At 57.5% G+C, this 15,753-nt stretch carries 18 protein-coding genes, 1 tRNA gene and 1 pseudogene; 10 read left to right on the forward strand and 10 right to left on the reverse strand.

Annotated elements, in window-relative coordinates; all coding sequences use genetic code 11:
* The first annotated feature begins 60 nt into the window (after positions 1–60).
* Both ACA052_RS12040 and ACA052_RS12045 read left to right on the forward strand, forming a co-directional pair.
* Entirely contained in the window at positions 61–441 is a 381-nt protein-coding gene (locus tag ACA052_RS12040) for a RidA family protein (RefSeq protein WP_497649864.1), read from the forward strand.
* Positions 442–528: 87 nt separating this feature from the next.
* A pseudogene (locus ACA052_RS12045) lies at positions 529–1,002 on the forward strand (MFS transporter); the annotation flags it as partial.
* A 46-nt stretch (positions 1,003–1,048) separates the two neighbouring features.
* Here the strand turns inward: ACA052_RS12045 and ACA052_RS12050 are convergent.
* A complete protein-coding gene (locus ACA052_RS12050; RefSeq protein ID WP_497649865.1) occupies positions 1,049–1,426 on the reverse strand; it encodes a hypothetical protein in 378 nt (125 codons plus the stop codon).
* Between the two features lie 458 nt (positions 1,427–1,884).
* Here ACA052_RS12050 and ACA052_RS12055 point away from each other — a divergent pair.
* A tRNA-Gln gene (locus ACA052_RS12055) sits at positions 1,885–1,959 on the forward strand.
* A gap of 102 nt (positions 1,960–2,061) precedes the next feature.
* Here ACA052_RS12055 and ACA052_RS12060 read toward each other — a convergent pair.
* Positions 2,062–2,487: a hypothetical protein gene (locus tag ACA052_RS12060; RefSeq protein ID WP_497649866.1), complete on the reverse strand. Its 426-nt coding sequence runs from the start codon at positions 2,485–2,487 to the stop codon at positions 2,062–2,064.
* A 235-nt stretch (positions 2,488–2,722) separates the two neighbouring features.
* On the opposite strand from ACA052_RS12060, the gene ACA052_RS12065 reads away from it, so the two are divergent.
* Positions 2,723–3,289, forward strand: coding sequence for a nucleotidyltransferase family protein (locus tag ACA052_RS12065; protein ID WP_497649867.1), 567 nt, complete (start codon positions 2,723–2,725; stop codon positions 3,287–3,289).
* Between the two features lie 94 nt (positions 3,290–3,383).
* Here ACA052_RS12065 and ACA052_RS12070 read toward each other — a convergent pair whose 3' ends face one another.
* Positions 3,384–4,292: an alpha/beta fold hydrolase gene (locus ACA052_RS12070; protein WP_497649868.1), complete on the reverse strand. Its 909-nt coding sequence runs from the start codon at positions 4,290–4,292 to the stop codon at positions 3,384–3,386.
* A 132-nt stretch (positions 4,293–4,424) separates the two neighbouring features.
* Between ACA052_RS12070 and ACA052_RS12075 the strand changes: the two genes are divergently transcribed.
* Together ACA052_RS12075 and ACA052_RS12080 are read left to right on the forward strand one after the other, a co-directional pair.
* Positions 4,425–5,408 carry a GlxA family transcriptional regulator gene (locus ACA052_RS12075; protein ID WP_497649869.1) on the forward strand — a complete coding sequence of 328 codons (984 nt, stop codon included), beginning with the start codon at positions 4,425–4,427 and terminating at the stop codon, positions 5,406–5,408.
* Between the two features lie 182 nt (positions 5,409–5,590).
* The gene (locus ACA052_RS12080) at positions 5,591–5,815 is read left to right on the forward strand and encodes a hypothetical protein (RefSeq protein WP_497649870.1); all 225 of its coding nucleotides are present in this window, start codon (positions 5,591–5,593) and stop codon (positions 5,813–5,815) included.
* Positions 5,816–5,832: 17 nt separating this feature from the next.
* On the opposite strand, the gene ACA052_RS12085 is transcribed toward ACA052_RS12080, so the two are convergent.
* Positions 5,833–6,123, reverse strand: coding sequence for a hypothetical protein (locus ACA052_RS12085; RefSeq protein WP_497649871.1), 291 nt, complete (start codon positions 6,121–6,123; stop codon positions 5,833–5,835).
* A gap of 490 nt (positions 6,124–6,613) precedes the next feature.
* Here ACA052_RS12085 and ACA052_RS12090 point away from each other — a divergent pair, with 490 nt between their 5' ends.
* Positions 6,614–7,648 carry a sensor domain-containing diguanylate cyclase gene (locus tag ACA052_RS12090; protein WP_497649872.1) on the forward strand — a complete coding sequence of 345 codons (1,035 nt, stop codon included), beginning with the start codon at positions 6,614–6,616 and terminating at the stop codon, positions 7,646–7,648.
* Positions 7,649–7,808: 160 nt separating this feature from the next.
* On the opposite strand, the gene ACA052_RS12095 is transcribed toward ACA052_RS12090, so the two are convergent.
* Together ACA052_RS12095 and ACA052_RS12100 are read right to left on the reverse strand one after the other, a co-directional pair.
* Entirely contained in the window at positions 7,809–8,861 is a 1,053-nt protein-coding gene (locus ACA052_RS12095) for an alpha/beta hydrolase family protein (RefSeq protein ID WP_497650312.1), read from the reverse strand.
* Positions 8,862–9,133: 272 nt separating this feature from the next.
* Positions 9,134–10,873, reverse strand: coding sequence for a dipeptidase (locus ACA052_RS12100; RefSeq protein WP_497649873.1), 1,740 nt, complete (start codon positions 10,871–10,873; stop codon positions 9,134–9,136).
* A 221-nt stretch (positions 10,874–11,094) separates the two neighbouring features.
* On the opposite strand from ACA052_RS12100, the gene ACA052_RS12105 reads away from it, so the two are divergent.
* Positions 11,095–11,754: an ATPase gene (locus ACA052_RS12105; RefSeq protein ID WP_497649874.1), complete on the forward strand. Its 660-nt coding sequence runs from the start codon at positions 11,095–11,097 to the stop codon at positions 11,752–11,754.
* A 105-nt stretch (positions 11,755–11,859) separates the two neighbouring features.
* Here ACA052_RS12105 and ACA052_RS12110 read toward each other — a convergent pair whose 3' ends face one another.
* On the reverse strand, positions 11,860–12,072 hold the full coding sequence (locus ACA052_RS12110; RefSeq protein WP_497649875.1) for a hypothetical protein: 213 nt from the start codon (positions 12,070–12,072) through the stop codon (positions 11,860–11,862).
* Positions 12,069–12,824 (reverse strand): DUF2092 domain-containing protein, encoded by a 756-nt coding sequence (locus ACA052_RS12115; protein WP_497649876.1) that lies wholly within the window; start codon positions 12,822–12,824, stop codon positions 12,069–12,071. The genes ACA052_RS12110 and ACA052_RS12115 overlap by 4 nt, the downstream gene beginning before the upstream one ends.
* 615 nt (positions 12,825–13,439) lie before the next feature.
* On the opposite strand from ACA052_RS12115, the gene ACA052_RS12120 reads away from it, so the two are divergent.
* Positions 13,440–13,856: an organic hydroperoxide resistance protein gene (locus tag ACA052_RS12120; protein WP_497649877.1), complete on the forward strand. Its 417-nt coding sequence runs from the start codon at positions 13,440–13,442 to the stop codon at positions 13,854–13,856.
* 52 nt (positions 13,857–13,908) lie between these two features.
* Here ACA052_RS12120 and grxC read toward each other — a convergent pair whose 3' ends face one another.
* Positions 13,909–14,160: a glutaredoxin 3 gene (grxC, locus tag ACA052_RS12125; RefSeq protein WP_497649878.1), complete on the reverse strand. Its 252-nt coding sequence runs from the start codon at positions 14,158–14,160 to the stop codon at positions 13,909–13,911.
* Between the two features lie 29 nt (positions 14,161–14,189).
* A complete protein-coding gene (locus tag ACA052_RS12130) occupies positions 14,190–14,708 on the reverse strand; it encodes a carboxymuconolactone decarboxylase family protein (protein WP_497649879.1) in 519 nt (172 codons plus the stop codon).
* 134 nt (positions 14,709–14,842) lie between these two features.
* Between ACA052_RS12130 and ACA052_RS12135 the strand changes: the two genes are divergently transcribed.
* Complete coding sequence (locus tag ACA052_RS12135) at positions 14,843–15,679, forward strand: helix-turn-helix domain-containing protein (protein ID WP_497649880.1); 837 nt, start codon at positions 14,843–14,845, stop codon at positions 15,677–15,679.
* The last annotated feature ends 74 nt before the right edge of the window (positions 15,680–15,753 follow it).

Raw genomic sequence — 15,753 nt, forward strand, 5'->3', positions numbered from 1 at the left:
TTGATTCAGCGGCGCTGTAAACTGGCCGCCTCCTTTTATCCCCTCAAACCAGAGATCCCCATGGCTAACCAAGACATCGACTTCACCCCCGATCCCGACGCGGACTCCATCTCCTCCGACGTCGCCGGTTTCGGCGGCATTCTGGTCTCCACCCAGATCCCGACCCGCGCCGACGGCAGCCTGGAACTGGGCGACATCACCCTGCAGAGCGAGTGCACGTTGCAGGCTTTGAAGGTTGCGCTGGAGCGCGCCGGCAGTTCCATCGACCGCGTCCTGCACCTGACCATCTACCTCACCGACATGGCTGATCGCGCTGCGTTCAACGAGGTCTATAAGCGCTTTTTCGCCAAGCCGTGGCCCGTTCGCGCCGCTGTAGGCGTGGCCTCGCTGGCCGTTGAAGGCATGCGCGTGGAAGTCACCGCGATGGCGGCAAAGGGTTGAATTCGCGGACCTGCTACATTCATCCTTTAAAAACCGATCGTTAATGTTCCCCCTACGATGACCCATCTGAACGAATAGATTGCCTTCAAAGGTGCCGGGACAGCGGGCATCGGCCTGGCGCTGGCGTTGTTGTTCGTGGGTGGCGCCTTCGGCAAGTTGCTGTGCGGTTACTTGGGCGCGCGCATCGGCATGATGAAGTCCGTGTGGCTGACGGAGTCCATGACTGCGTTGCTGATCATTCTGGTCGTCTATTTACCACTGACCGGAATGATGGTGATGTTGCCGCTGTTGGGGCTGGCGCTGAACGGGACATCGTCGGTGCTCTACGGCGTGGTGCCGGAACTCTCGAGCGCAGAAAAACGCGAGCACGCCTTTGCGTTGTTCTACACAGGCACCATCGGCGGCGGAGCGCTGGCACCGGTAGTGTTTGGGCGACTGGGCTACGTCACCGGCATCCCTGTGGCGGTGATGACGCTGGCGGCCATTCTGTTGCTGACATTGACATTGACATTGCCATTGTCATGGTGTGTGCAGCTGGGGCTGGATCGCAGGCATGGCTGACAACCCAGCGTAATTCAGAGCGGCGCCAAGGCGAAGCAGGCCCAGTTCAAGACAGCCAGCGTGCCGCGCAGTCGGCGGTGGTCTCAGGTCCCGTGTTAAACGCGATGGATGCGTTGGGCGCGCCTTTATGCACGGCGTTTATGACCGTCTCGAACAGTGGAAGGCTGTTTGGCGGCAGACGAATGCCGGCGCCGATGACCACGCAATCGTAGGTCTTGGTCGCCAGCTGTTTTTTCAGCAAGGCACCGGCGGTTTCGTCGGGCGGGATCAGGCAAAGGTCAGCCTGCCAGCTCCTGTCGGCCATGGATGCCATGGCGATGTCTATGCCTGCTTGTATCTTCTCGACAGTCAAACCGGGTGGTAAGGCTGGATCGGAAAAATCCACGGTTTCCAGCGTCTGCCCAATGAACAAAATCTGTGTCATCTGACTTCCCTCCACGTTTGGATGTGCACTGCTCGCGCAACAAATGTGACTTCGGCGCGTAATGCCGATCAGTTAATTAGCAACACCTACTTGTAGCAGCTGGCGAAGCCTGCGTTCGGCTGCGGAGCAGTCGTGAAAACAGGCAGCGCGGTGCATCAGAAAAACTGGGTGCTCAGGGTTTACGACTGCTTCGCAGCCGAACGCAGGCTTCGCCAGCTGCTACAGATGGTATTAGGGTCTGACTGACCGGAATCAACCTCGGCGCGCAGGTTTTCAACATACACCTGATTCTGGGCAGTGGCCGTACGATCGCATCCTGCGAATAACGGGGCGCAGGCCAGTGTGTGTTGGTTGTGTCAAGTGATTGTTGTTGGTAACTGGCTGTTTTATAAGTAATTAATTTTGTCCTGGGGGCTTCCCAGTCGAAACGAAAATTGATAAATTTCCGCGCAAGTTACAGGGGCGTCGCCAAGCGGTAAGGCAGCAGGTTTTGATCCTGCCATGCGTTGGTTCGAATCCAGCCGCCCCTGCCATTTCTTCATGCTCATCCCCGCTGTTCTGGCGAACTGGATGACACTACAAAACCTGCGCGGGTTTTCCAGACTCGCCTTCCGACGGTGAAGCGGCCTTAGCCGTTACTTCACCTTCCAGTGCCCACCGCCCGACTCGCAATCAATTTTTGCCTGACCCAAGTGCTCAGCGTCGTAGTAATACGTGCTGACCTGAGCATTGTCGGGAATGTTGAGCGACGTGGCGTTCTTGTCTTTGCTGGTGGAATGCGGATTGGCCAGCGATTCTTGAGTCAGGGTAGCGATGCAAGTGGCCTGATAATGATCGGCGCAGGCCTGCACTTTTTTCTTGGTGCTGGTCAGCATTTCCTTGCTTTCGTTGCTGCAAGACCAGTCGATGGAACTCACCGGCATGCCTTCGTACTCATAGCAGCTATGGGATTCGACCACGGGCACGGCAGGGCTTTGGGAGCGGGTCAACACGTCACAGCCTTCAGCGAAAACCAGGGTTGGACTCAGGCAGGCGATCAGAAGCAGTAGTTTGCTGTTCATCGGGATTTCCTCTCCAATGGCGCTTCATTTGATCAAAGTCAGCGCTGATGGAGATTCGAAAACGCGGTGGGGCCAGGGGTTCAATTGAAGGGCCCAATGGTATGCTCGCGGCGCCACGCACTGGCGATCTGAGCTGAGGGCGGACTGCAAGATCTGGGACGGCTTGTCATCCAACGGGGGCAAGTACCCTCGCCACAAACGGGGGCATGACACCAATTTTCACAAAGGACTGAACATGACATTGACTGTCGAAAACCTGGTCAGCATCGCGATGACCAATCCCGTTAACGCCGAAATTGCCGCACGCTTGCCGTCTCTCGAATTGAGCCAATGCATGCTCACGGCAGGCTGCCTGTTCCAGGCGGTGTGGAATCATCAGGCGCAGTTACCGCCCGAGTGGGGCATCAAGGATTACGACGTTTTTTACTTCGATACCGATCTGACCTGGGAGGCTGAGAATGAGGTAATCAACTCGGCTCAGCGCCTGTTTCACGACCTCGACGTTAACATCGAGCTCAAGAATCAGGCGCGCGTGCACCTTTGGTACAGCCAGCGGTTCGGCAGCGCCTACCCTCAGCTTCAGTCGGCTAAAGACGGGATTGATCGTTACCTGATTGCGGGGACGTGCATCGGACTGGACGTCGAAACCGGTGAGGTCTATGCGCCTTATGGGCTGGTCGACGTCGAGCAAGGGATGCTTCGGATCAACCCAAGAAATCCCCAGCCCGATTTGTTCGAGCAAAAGGCGAAAAGTTACCAGGCGCGCTGGCCTTGGCTCAGGATCATCTACCCACACGAGTGAAGCGCTTTTTCTGTAGGAGCCAGGCTTGCCGGCGAAGGCGCGCTTGAGGACGCCTTCGCCGGCAAGCCTGGCTCCTACGGATCTGGAATCGGCGTCACTGCGCAATGAACGCGCGAATCGCCTGAATGGTTTGCGTCGGCGCCTCTTCCATCAGCCAATGTCCGGCTCCCGGAATCACCACTTCTGTGACGTTGTCAGCGGCGTTACGCATGACGATGGCTTCATTGCTGCCAAAGGATTTTTCCCCGCCGACGGCCAGCACCGGCATCGTCAGCCGTGTCTTCATCGTCGCTTCATTATCCACCGCGTCCTGGCGAATGCTGCGGAACTGGGCGAAGGCCGCGTGCATGGCACCGGGGCGGGCGTAGAGCTTGGCGTAATGCTGGCGGGTGGCTTCATCGACCTTTTTCGGGTCGCCGGCGAACTCGTTCCAGAAGCGATCCAGGTAGATGCGCTCACGGCCGGCGACCAGGCGTTCCATATCGGGGCCGCCAAAATCGAAGTGCCAGAGCATCGGTGAGCGGACAATTTCGTTCCACGGCGCAATGCCCGGCACGGGTGCATCCATCACCACCAGTCGATCGGTTAGCTGCGGATATCGCGAGGCGTAGGCGAAGGCGACCATGGTCCCGATGTCGTGGCCGATGACCACCGAGTGTTCGATGCCCAGCGAGGCCAATACGGCGCGGATGTCACCTGCCTGGGTCTTCTTGTCGTAGCCGCCGTCCGGGATCGACGACAAACCCATGCCGCGCAGGTCCGGTACCACGACGGTGTGATCCTTGGCGAGGTCGGCGGCCAGTGGCGCCCACATGTCGCCGGTGTCGCCGAAGCCATGCAACAGCACCACGGCCGGCCCCTTGCCGCCGACGCGAACGTGGATTTTGGCGCCTTCAACCGGGATGTCTTGCGTGCGAAACGAGGAGGGGAATGGCGTCACGCCGGCATGGGCCGGAATGCTCAGGGCAAGCAGCATGGTAGCGGTCAGGAGGGCGCGGATCATTTCGGTATCTCCAGAGGTGCGGATTGGAGGAGCGTAGACCGCTTTTCGATATTCTGATGTGCGAAACTAACTGTTCGTTAACGCAACCGAGTGGCCCACACATTGATCGAGCGACGCCAATTTAGCGGCGGCATGAAAGGCAAAAACCTTCGCTACCTGAACGAAAACCGCAACGAGCCTGTTCGACTGACCCGGACAGGCTTTTTGCTGCTCGAGCATTTTTCGCTGCCCGCGTTCACGCAAGCACTGGACACGATCGTGACCTCGAACCTGCTGCGACCCGGTTTGTTTTCTTCCCGCACGTTCGGTTTGAGCGACGGGGAGGTCGTCAGCGATCTGGGCCTGATCATTCGCCCGGATGCCCGGATCGACAGTTGCGCGGTACAGGACCTGGATTTGCTGGTGGTGTGTGGCGGCTACCGGACAGAGCTGAAGGCGACGGATGAGTTGAGCGGTTTGCTGAGAAATGCGGCCGATCACGGTGTCAGCCTTGCCGGATTGTGGAACGGTGCGTGGTTCCTTGGCAGCGCGGGGTTGCTCGATGGCTATCGTTGCGCGATTCACCCCGAACATCGCCCGGCACTCGCGGAAATTGCCAAGGCTGCGCAAGTCACCAGTGAGCCCTACGTCATCGACCGGGACCGGCTCACGGCGTCCAGTCCGTCAGGGGCATTCCACATGGCGCTGGACTGGATCAAAGGCTTGCACGACAAAGCACTCGTCGAGGGCATCGAGGACATTCTCGCGTTCGAGGAGTCGCGCTACCGTCGCATCAAACCGACGGAGAATATCTGTGTCAGCGCGCCATTGCGCGAGGTGGTGAAACTGATGCATGCCAACCTCGAAGAACCGTTGGAGCTGGAGCAATTGGCGGTGTATGCCGGCCGTTCACGGCGACAACTCGAGCGTCTGTTCAAGGAACAACTGGGCACCACGCCGCAGCGCTATTACATGGAGCTGCGGATCACCGAGGCGCGGCGGCTGCTGCAGCACACTGAACTGTCCCAGGTGGATGTATTGGTGGCGTGTGGCTTTGTGTCGCCGAGCCATTTCAGCAAGTGCTACAGCTCATACTTTGGCTACCGGCCGTCCAAGGAAACGCGGTTGGTCAAATAGGCATATGGGGCGCGTCCAGGTTGCTCAGCAGCCACTCGATAAAGCTTCGCGCCAGCGGATTGTTTTCGCTGTGCAATCTGGATCAGTTGAGATTCCCGACGATTTCGGGTGCATTTGCGCATCAGTTAAATTGAACGCGCGAGCGCGTTGGCTATCTACCCCCCAATCGACCGTGGGGGGACATGATGAAAGAAGCGCAAAGAAGATTAGCCATAACAGCCTGGCGACAGCTCTTTACCCTGGCCGAGAACCGCATCGATGCTGAGGACAAGTACTACAGGCTGTTGAGGTCTGCTGACGACATGGAGCGCGAAGGCCTGATCACCAGCACCGAGTGGCGCAAGCTTGCTCAGCAAGCCGGGACGTTGTTCGCCAGTACGGCAGAGTGCATGGGCGAGGGAAAGTAGGTTTCGCTATGGCTCTATTAATGTCTGCATTCGGACAACACCACTTGGCAGGTGTCCGGCGTGCCACCGGATCGGCCGGCATAACGTATGCAATTGTTCAGAGATTTTTGGCGAGCGATATTCAAGGTCGATCCCCAGGCCAAGCCTCCCTCGCCGGCAGTGGGTAGTGCTTTTGCATAGCAGCTTGAGCCAATGCTTGAGGCCGAATAGCGAGGCTTTGCTGAACATCCCGCTGTCAGTGCCAGGTCAATAGCCAGCAGGGAGGGCAGGACCCATGACCAACATTGGCGCGCTGTTTTTCCGGTCATCCTGTTTCCCTGTAGCAAGAGGGTAGAGGCGTGTTTTTTACTCGTCTGTTACTAGATTTTAGAGGCTGATGTGCTTGCCCTTAGATCGGTTTAGTCGATTTGGCCAGTCAACGTGGACGACAGGTGATGATTGAGTATCCAACGCGTGGTCTCAAGGATGATGAATTGTGGTGGTACTTCCATGTGCTGATGTCCTTGATCGATGGGCCTCGAATAAATATCAAGGCATCAATGCCCTGTCTGTTGTGGGTCGTTTTCTGCCTCTCGCGACGGGCAGAAAACGGCCAGGTTAGGCCACCGTCACCAAGTCACCTTCGCGAGCTCCAATCCATCAATGCTTCCGGAAATCGCGCCCCTACGAGAATTTCAGGTTCGTCTGACTGAGCGAGCGGCGCTGGCAGTCTCATTCAGCTTGGTGAAGCCCTGCACTGTTCAGTAATCCACCGATTAGTCGATAATTGAACTACCACTTAGCTATCGGCACGCCCAAATGGATCAGATTCTTTCTCTTCTCTCCGATACCATTCCAAAAGCCCAAACCCTGGAGCAGCTTACGCGTCCCTTGCTGACCCTGCTCAGCCAGGTGACCGGTATGGAGTCGACCTACCTGACGACCATTGATACCGACGAGGGTGTCCAGCGTGTCGAGTTCGCACGCAACGTCGGTGACATGGTGATTCCTGAAGGGCTGGTCGTGCCTTGGACAGATACTCTGTGCAAGCGGGCGCTGGACGAGAATCGCATGTACTCGGATAACGTTGCCGAATGTTGGAGCGACTCGGAGGCCGCCGCGGCCTTGGGCATCAGAACTTACGTCAGCGCGCCAATCAGATCCCAAGATGGGCAAGTGCTGGGGACGGTATGTGCCGCCAGCTCGGATCAGGTGGCCCGCTCTGCTGAAGTGGAACCCTTGCTGATGCTGCTGTCAGGGTTGCTGGGATATTCCCTTGAACGTGGGCTGCTTGTTGAGCGACTCCAGGCTGCCAACGCCGAGTTGACCAAGCTGGCCCTGACAGATCCACTAACCGGCCTGTCCAACCGGCGTGCCATTCTAAACGATGCCGCGCACCTGTTCGCCCTGGCCCAGCGGGAGAACAAGTACATACTAATGGGTGTCATCGATCTGGATGGGTTCAAGTTCATCAACGATACCCGCGGCCACCTGGCAGGAGACCAGCTACTGCGCGGTGTGGCCGCCCAACTGCAGCATGGCCTCAGAACCAGTGACATCATCGGGCGTACTGGAGGTGATGAGTTCATCGTGATCGCCTTGGGCACACCATCCGAACACTCGGACCTGGCAAAAGACATGCGACATGCAGCCGAGCTACTTCAGGATCGCCTGTCCAAAGCGACGATAGGGCGATATGAGCTGGGCCACGGTCTTGGTGATATTCAATATACCGGCGCGAGTGTTGGGGTCGTGGCAGTGATACCGGGCAGCATGACTGCGGACGAGGCCACAAAGCTGGCAGACCGCGAGATGTATAAGGTGAAACAGCAGCGAAACCGTCAACGGTTGTAGGAAAGCCGAAGGTCAGCTATGGGCCGAAAGCAGCTGTTCGCGACTGACCGCTTTCGACCCAGAGCGTTCATCCCTGGCCAACCGTTCTGATAGATTGGCCGACGCTGAAACTGCTCCAGCGGTTTTTTTGTTGAACTGCGGCAGTTCTCGTACCGTGATTTTACAATCTGCCTTCTTTGTAGATAGATGACTCAAGAAACTCTGCTATTAGCGATGTAATCTGCTGTTGAATCACCTCACGCGGGCGAGCGCTGTCGCCATCCCGGCAAATGATGCCATCGCCTGGTACTTCTTCTTCGAGCATTACCTCCGCGCCAGGTTTGCACACTGACAAGAAGCTGAAGTGGCTTGCGTCGCTGATTTCGACGTAACGGCTTGACGCCGAAGGCAGGCGTTTGGCCAGGTTGGCAGACTCCAGCTCAGCGGGAAGCTCGCGCGACGGTACGCCAGCAGCGATCACTAGCGTTGGTACCGGCAGCGCGACCAGGCTTTCATCGGTCAGGCCCCGTGAAAGGCCCAGGTCCAATGTAACCACAGCAGTGACGCGTTTATCGCGCAAATCGGCGGCCAACGCGGCCTTTGATTCTGAGGTGCTTGCGGGGTTTATCTTTCCATAGACGGTGCAACTTGCTAGCTGCGGGTGTGCTTTGCAGTCATGGGCGAAGCGGTCTGGATCGAAACGAGCACCGGCGATCTCCAAGGCGGTCATGCCGCCGAGTGAATGGCCCACTACTGCAATTCGGTCATTGGCAACCAATCCGAATTTTTCAGGTTGAGTCGTGACCCTATCAATGGCTCGGCGCACATCAACGGGCCGCTGCCATAACTGCGCCGCTGCTTGAGGGCTACGGTCATGAGTGGTGGTGCCAGGGTGATTGATTGCGGCGACGATGTAACCCCTATGAGCCAGAGCACTGGCAAGCCAGATCTGGTTGCTCCAGTTACCTCTGTACCCGTGGGAGAGCACCAACAATGGATGCTTGCCAGCAGCGGGCGGCGCGTCACGAACGGCAGAAGCCCCGACGAAAACCGCATCATCGCCAATCATTTGCGTGGCTGCGGTAGTTGCACTGGGGTACCAGACGACCATCTCCAGTGCGCGGTCATTGTGCGAGTCCGCCAGTGTGGAAGAGTGAAAGCCGACAGGGTTCTCGCCAGCGAGTGCGAAAGTCGACAGCCAGGTCAATAAAAGGGCGCCAAAAGCTATTTTCAATGTCGTTTCTTCCTTGATTAGACAAGTGCATAGCAACCTGAATCCACCGTTAGGCGCATCCACCTTGCTGCATATAAGCACGGACATTAAAGCCCACATTCGAACCGCCGCGTTTAAATTTCATCGTTAACTCTATTCGCGGTCTTTAGCGGCGTCTTTCAAGGTAGTTGTCGCGTCCACCGTTTCGCTACGCGACTTTTGTGACTACGGTCAGCTCCCTTTCAGGGTTCAAAGAACCGGACCCGCCAGAACGGCGGGCCCGAAAAGGTGGATCAGAGTGTCGGCAATTGTCCTATACGCCCCATCATCTCGGTCACGATCTGCAGGTCCAGCAGGAATTGCTCGGTGGTCTTGAACTCGTTGTCATTGTGCCCGGTGTATTTGACGTCCGGCATGGCCAGGCCGAATTGCACGCCATTGGGCAGCTCATGGACCGAGGTGGCGCCGGCGGAGGTGCCAAACTTGTGTTCCATGCCAAGGTTTTCGCTGGCCACCGCGAGCAGGGCCTTGACCCATTCACCCTCAGGGTTGCGGAACATCGGTTCGGCGATCGAGTAGTCGAAAGCCGGCGCGATCCTGGTTTTCTTGCTCCAGGCATCTAGCTTTCCGGCGATTTCAGATTTGAGCACTTCCGGCGACTTGCCCTTTGGCACGCGCAGGTTGACCGCGAGCTTGAAGGCTTTGTCATCCACCCCGACAAAGGTCAGGGATGCAGTCAGCGGGCCCATGAATTCATCGGAAAAGCCGACGCCCAATTTGCCACCGAGGTAATCCAGCCCCCAGTTTTCGGCAGCGTAGCGGGCGGCGTCAGTGATCTGGTTGTGCTTGAGTGCGACTTTGCCGCCGAGGCTATTGATGAAGACCAGCATCCTGGCTACCGGGTTGACGCCGGACTGGGGCTCGGAGGAGTGGGCGGAAACACCAGTGACCGTCAGTTTGACGTCCTTGCCGACGACCTTGGCGGTAACGGTGAAGTTGCCGCCATTACGTTTCGCATAATCGGTGCCGGCCTTTTGCAGACTGGCGGCCAGCGCGGCGGGCTTGTCAGTCACCAGCGTGGCGACGGAGGTCGACGGAATTTGATTGGTGGCCAGGCCGCCGGTCATCGAGGTGATTTCGGCGCCCTTGCCTTGGGCGTTGCGCCGGGCAAAGGTGGCCATGACGGTGCCGTAGCCTTTTTCGGCAATCACCACCGGGTAGCCACCGTCCAGCGCCAGGTTGTAGTTGGGCGTCGGGTTGCGTTCGAAGTAGTAGGGGATGGCGTCGCCCGTGGTTTCCTCGGTGGTGTCGACCAGCAGCTTGAAGTTGCGGGCCAGCGGCAACTTCTCTTCTTTGATGATCTTCATGGCGTAGAGCGCCACCACGATGCCGTTTTTGTCATCCTCGGTGCCGCGGCCATACATGCGGTCGCCGACCAGCGTGACCTTGAACGGATCGAGGCGGGTGCCATCCTGCAGGACCCAGTTCTCCGGCGTCACAGGCACCACGTCGGCATGGGCGTGAATGCCCACGACTTCATCGCCAGTGCCTTCGAGGGAGATTTCATAGACGCGGTTATCGATGTTGCGAAAGTTCAGGTTGAACGCCTGGGCAAGATCTTTGATCTTGTCGGCGATTTTGATGAACTCAGGATTCTCGTGCTGGGCGACACCCTCGACGCGCATGGTCGGGATGGCTACCAGCTCACGCAAGGTTTCGGTGGCCGCGCTGCCGTATTTCACCCGTGCATAGAGACCCAGCAGGCGATGGATTTCGTTTTGTTGCTCGGAAGAAAGCGGCTTGTTGTCGAGGAAGGTGCTGATTGCCGGGCCGAGGTCGTCGGTTTTGGCGATGTCACTCTTGGCCAGGGTGCCCAGGAATTGCCTGAAATCCGTTACCGATGCATCGCTGAACGTCTTGAGGATGATCGCGCTCTGTTGTGGGGTGATGTTGGCGTGCGCCGCGGTGGTGAACGACGAAAGGCTGGCGAGCATCAGGGTGGTCGCGGCCAGGTGCTTGAGTGAAAATTCCATTGCTGGGGCATTCCTTTGCAGGCAGTTTGTGAGAAATATCTGATCGTTATGTCAGAAACATTTCCAAACTAACACTACGAGGGGGGGCCGGTCACGGTGAGGCTTGCCTTGTGCAACCATTCGTTTAATCAATAACCACCATCAACAAACACAAGTTCTGTTTTTTTAGCAGGGGAGGAGGATAGCGACATACCGAACTCGCCTTTGAAGGAACCTGCGCGATGAGAATCTCTACCTTGCTGGCCCTTGTCGCCGTATTGATCGGCGGTGTCGCTGCCACCGTACCGGCGTACGCCGCCGACCCGTCCTGCCATTTTCTGCCGGTGGGCGACAGCAGTGCCAACTTGCAGCACGCCCAATCGGTGGCTGTGCTCTACAGCGAAAACACCCTCAGCACGATCGAATACCTTGAGCAGTACCATGCGGTCGCGTTGAACGGCGCGAAGAATCCCGGGCTGGATTCTCGGATCAGCAACGCATTCGTCAACAGCTCCGATCCCAAGTTGGCGATCGACTGGCTGATGAGTTCGCTGCAAAAAGAGTTCGCGTCGGTAACGGTCTACGACAACCTCGACGCGGCGGTACAAGCGCACCCGGACGTGGTGGTGATGCTGGACACCTACAGCCGCCTGGTGTCCAAGCGCAACAACCAGGTCGAGGCGCGTTTCATGGCCAAGTTCTACGATTCGAACCTGCAATATATCGGCAAGGCTGAGGGCGCCCGTGAACAACAAATGCCTTCGGTCTGGGTGCATGGCAAAGCAGCGCCGCAGATCGCGGCGCAGATTGACCAGCAAACTGAACTGCAAGTAAATGCCTTGAAGCAGTTCGATGCGTCGCTGAAGGCACTCGTAACGTCCGGTTCTGTGGCGTTGAACTGATCAACTATCAAAGCAAAAGATCGCAGCCTGCGGCAGCTCCTACAGGTAAATACATTCCCCTGTAGGAGCTGCCGCAGGCTGCGATCTTTTGCGGTTGATTCACCGCTAGCAGTTATAAACCCCCACCGCACAACGCCGCACCGTACGCCGCGCTACCCCGGCCACACTGACCGGTGTGAGAGGGCGTCCGACAATCGCTTCGGCCGGTGAAATAACGCTGTGCACGCCGGGGATCGCCAGGGTTTCGCCGAGTTCAAGCGCCGCGACCAGGACGAGCCCGATCACCAGCAAGCCACCCGTTTTCATCAAGAGGTTCATTTGAGTTTTCCTCGCACAAAGTTCTTCGGCAAGTCATCTCCGTTGGGAAGGTCTTTGAGTTCGATTTTTTTGGCATTCGTCGAGTTGTTGAACGCGAAGTCGTCAGCGGCTACTTCATCGCCAGTTTTCCAGTCGCGCAACTGAATGCTGTACTGCGGACCACCGGTCACTTGTTTAGAGGTGATGACATAGCGGCAAGGGTACGGGCGGTCGCCTTGGGCGATCCAGATTTGCCAGTCGACGTCCTTGGTACGAAAGGCCAGGTGATCGCATTCCACACCACCGATTACACCGCTGCCCAAATCCTTGATGTCGTTCACGCCGGCCATCAGTTCTGCCTCCGGATTGGACACAAACAGGTCGGCGCCGGGTAATGGCCGGTTGTATTTGTCCCTCAGGTTATTTATCAACTGATCAAGGGTGCCGGGTGACTCCACCTGGGTATAAGCGTTCGCGGTTTTGCCGAACAGGGTCAGGGTTTTGCCATCGAACAGCATTTCGACATCGGCAAATCCGCCCGTACGGCTGTTGCGGATTTTGTCGGGGCGGTTCATGACCACCGTGCCGGACGCAGCCAGTGCGAGTTTCTGATTCTCCTTGGTGACAACTTCGAGGTCAGTGTCGTAGTTGAACGATATATTTTTTTGCGCTGCCATATAGTCCGACATGTTCTTGAGCAGGCTTTTGGCAGTGGCCTCATCGGCGTATGCGGCCAGCGGGCTGCTGAATGCGACGACTAAGGCCAAACCCACGCCTGCGAGGCCTGTGGCAGAGTATTCAATGAGCTTTCGGGCGATCTTTTCCATGGAAGTTCACCACTGCAAGAATGCTGGAGGACCAGCCTGGACTTATAACGCTAGTTCTATCGCCAGTACTTCGCCGGGTATTGGAGGACCACTCATCTGGGTTATCAAGATCAAAAGATCGCAGCCTTCGGCAGCGCCTACAGGATGTACGCAATCCCCTGTAGGCGCTGCCGAAGGATGCGATCTTTTGAACTTGTTTGCACCAATGGGGTGCGCTTCGCGATAGTTCAGGCCGGGTCGTTGAATCAGCAACTGACTCAATTCCGCGATTGAAATTCAGCCTTGAGTGACCGGCGGGGCGGACGGAACCACCATAGCTCCACCGCATCCGCCGTTAACCAATGACATCGATATCGATAACGCTCGTCCACTTCAGGTTGCGAAAGCACCCGGAGGAGTGTCGAATCGATCAGGTTATTTTCACGAGGGAGGAAAGCGCAGCCTGATCAGACTCTGATTCACCTGAGATCACGTAAACGACACCTCTGAACCCTTCCGGCAATGCAACGTTGACGGGATGCGTTTGGAAGACAGTTTTTACATTTCAATCAGGAGACCATCATGACCCAGATCGACAAAGTTCTTTACACCGCCAAAGTCCACACTTCGGGAGGACGAGACGGCGCAGCACGCAGCTCTGACGGCATTCTCGACATAAAACTTTCGTCACCGGGCGCCGGGGGCGGCGGGACCAATCCTGAGCAGCTGTTCGCTGCCGGTTGGTCAGCCTGCTTCATCGGTGCGATGAAAGTCGCGGCCGGTAAAATGAAGATCACGCTTCCGCCAGACGTGGCCATTGACACTGAAGTCGACCTGGGCACGAATGAGGGCGGTTACCTGCTTCAGGCTCGACTCAACGTCAGCCTGCCGGGGCTGGAGCGCGAAACGGCCCAGGCGCTTATAGACGCCGGGCATCAACTGTGTCCGTATTCAAAAGCTACGCGAGGCAACATCAATGTTCAGGTCAAGTTGGCCTGACTGAGTCGGCTCGGACCACCGGCTAACGTCCAACGGTGGTCCGACCCTGGCATCAAGCGAGCATCGACATTAAACCACCCTGACGATCCAGCTTGGCCAGGTCATCAAAGCCGCCGATATGCGCATCACCCACGAAAATCTGCGGAACACTGCGTCGACCGCTGCGGGTGAGCATTTCCTGAAATTTACCGGGTTCGGACTGAACGTTTATTTCCTTCATCGCGATGCCTTTGCTGGCCAGCAGCGCCTTGGCGTTGCGGCAGTAAGGGCAGGTGTCGGTGGTGTAAAGCGTGACAGTGTTCATGGCCTGTACTCCAAAGATTGAAGCGGTGTTCAAGCGTCGATCGCAGGGAAATCGATCTCGGTCAGGGCGGCGTTGTTCAGATAGTTGGTCAAGGTTTGCGACGCCACGTGGGCAATCACCTCGATGATCTTGGCGTCATCGATGCCGGCGGCGCGGGCGGCTTCGATCTGCTCGGTGCTCAGGTGGCCGCGACTTTCGGTGACTTGCCGGGCGAGCGCGGCAAAGGCGTTGAGCTGGCCATTTCGTGCACTAAGGATGTCTTGCGCCGAAAGCCCGGCCTTGCCTGCAAACAACGTGTGCGCCGCCAGGCAGTAGTCGCAACCATTGACTTGCGAGGTAGCGAGAAAAATCGCTTCTTTCTCGGTGGCGCTCAGCGACGTTTTGCCCAGGGCCACGGACTGTTGCAGATACGAAGAAAGCACTGCAGGGGCGTGGGCCAGTGTCTTGAAGACATTGGGCAAAAAGCCGATTTTTTTCTGCACGCCTTCCAGCAGCGGGCGGGTGGCGTCGGTGGCTTGTTCAAGACTCAGCGGGGCGATGCGGCTCATGGTCATTCTCCGTAAATAGAAGCGCGAAGTGCGCGAGGTACGGGTTCCATGCTAATGATCGAGGCTGGCCTTAAGGGTGCAAATCGTCGATTATATGCGACAGATCGTCCAAAAATCTGCTCGGGAACCGCTTTATGGATCGCTTATCCACCTTGCTGACGCACTTCGGTGTCAGTGCCGGCACCTTCCACAGCGGGGCGTTTTGCGGCACTACGGCCTTTGATGGCCATCAGGATTGCGGGCATTTGCATTTGCTTCAGGCCGGCGAGTTGGGACTCAAGCTGGCGGATGAGCGCGAGGTCCAGCTCACTCAGCCAACGTTGATGTTTTTCCCCCGACCTTACCGTCATCGGCTGTTCGCCTCTGACGCATTCGATACTCGTCTGGTGTGTGCTTCGCTGACCTTCGATGGTGGGGCGGGTAATGCATTGGCGGCGGCGTTGCCGGATTACCTGGTGCTGCCGCTCGATGAAATACCGACGATGGCCGGCACGCTGGAGTGGTTGTTCAACGAGGCGTTCGATGGCATCTGTGGTCGCGAAGCGATGATGGACCGGCTGTTTGAATTGTTGGTGATTCAGTTGCTGCGGCACATTTTGACCCATCGTGATCAGAGTCCGGGGATGATGGCTGGCCTTGCCGATCCCCGGCTGGCGCGGTCGTTGAGCCTCATGCATGACGAGCCCGGCAAGGCCTGGACCGTGGCTGAGTTGTCGGCAGCGGCAAACATGTCGCGCGCCAGCTTCGCTGAACATTTTCGCCTGGTGGTTGGGCAGACGCCCGTCGATTATCTGGTGAGTTGGCGGATCAGCCTCGCGCAGAAACGCTTGCGCGAAGGCAAGCCTATCGCCCTGATCGCCGATGAGGTCGGTTACGAAAGTCCTTCGGCGCTGGCCCGGGCATTTCGCCGTAAAACAGGTGTCAGTCCACGTGAATGGGTCAATAGCTCACGAAAAAGCCCGGTTGTTTAGGCGCGGCAAGATCAAAAGATCGCAGCCTTCGGCAGCTCCTACAGAAGTGCGCATTCCCCCTGTAGGAGCTGCCG

It is taken from the genome of Pseudomonas sp. LBUM1644 (assembly GCF_059716195.1).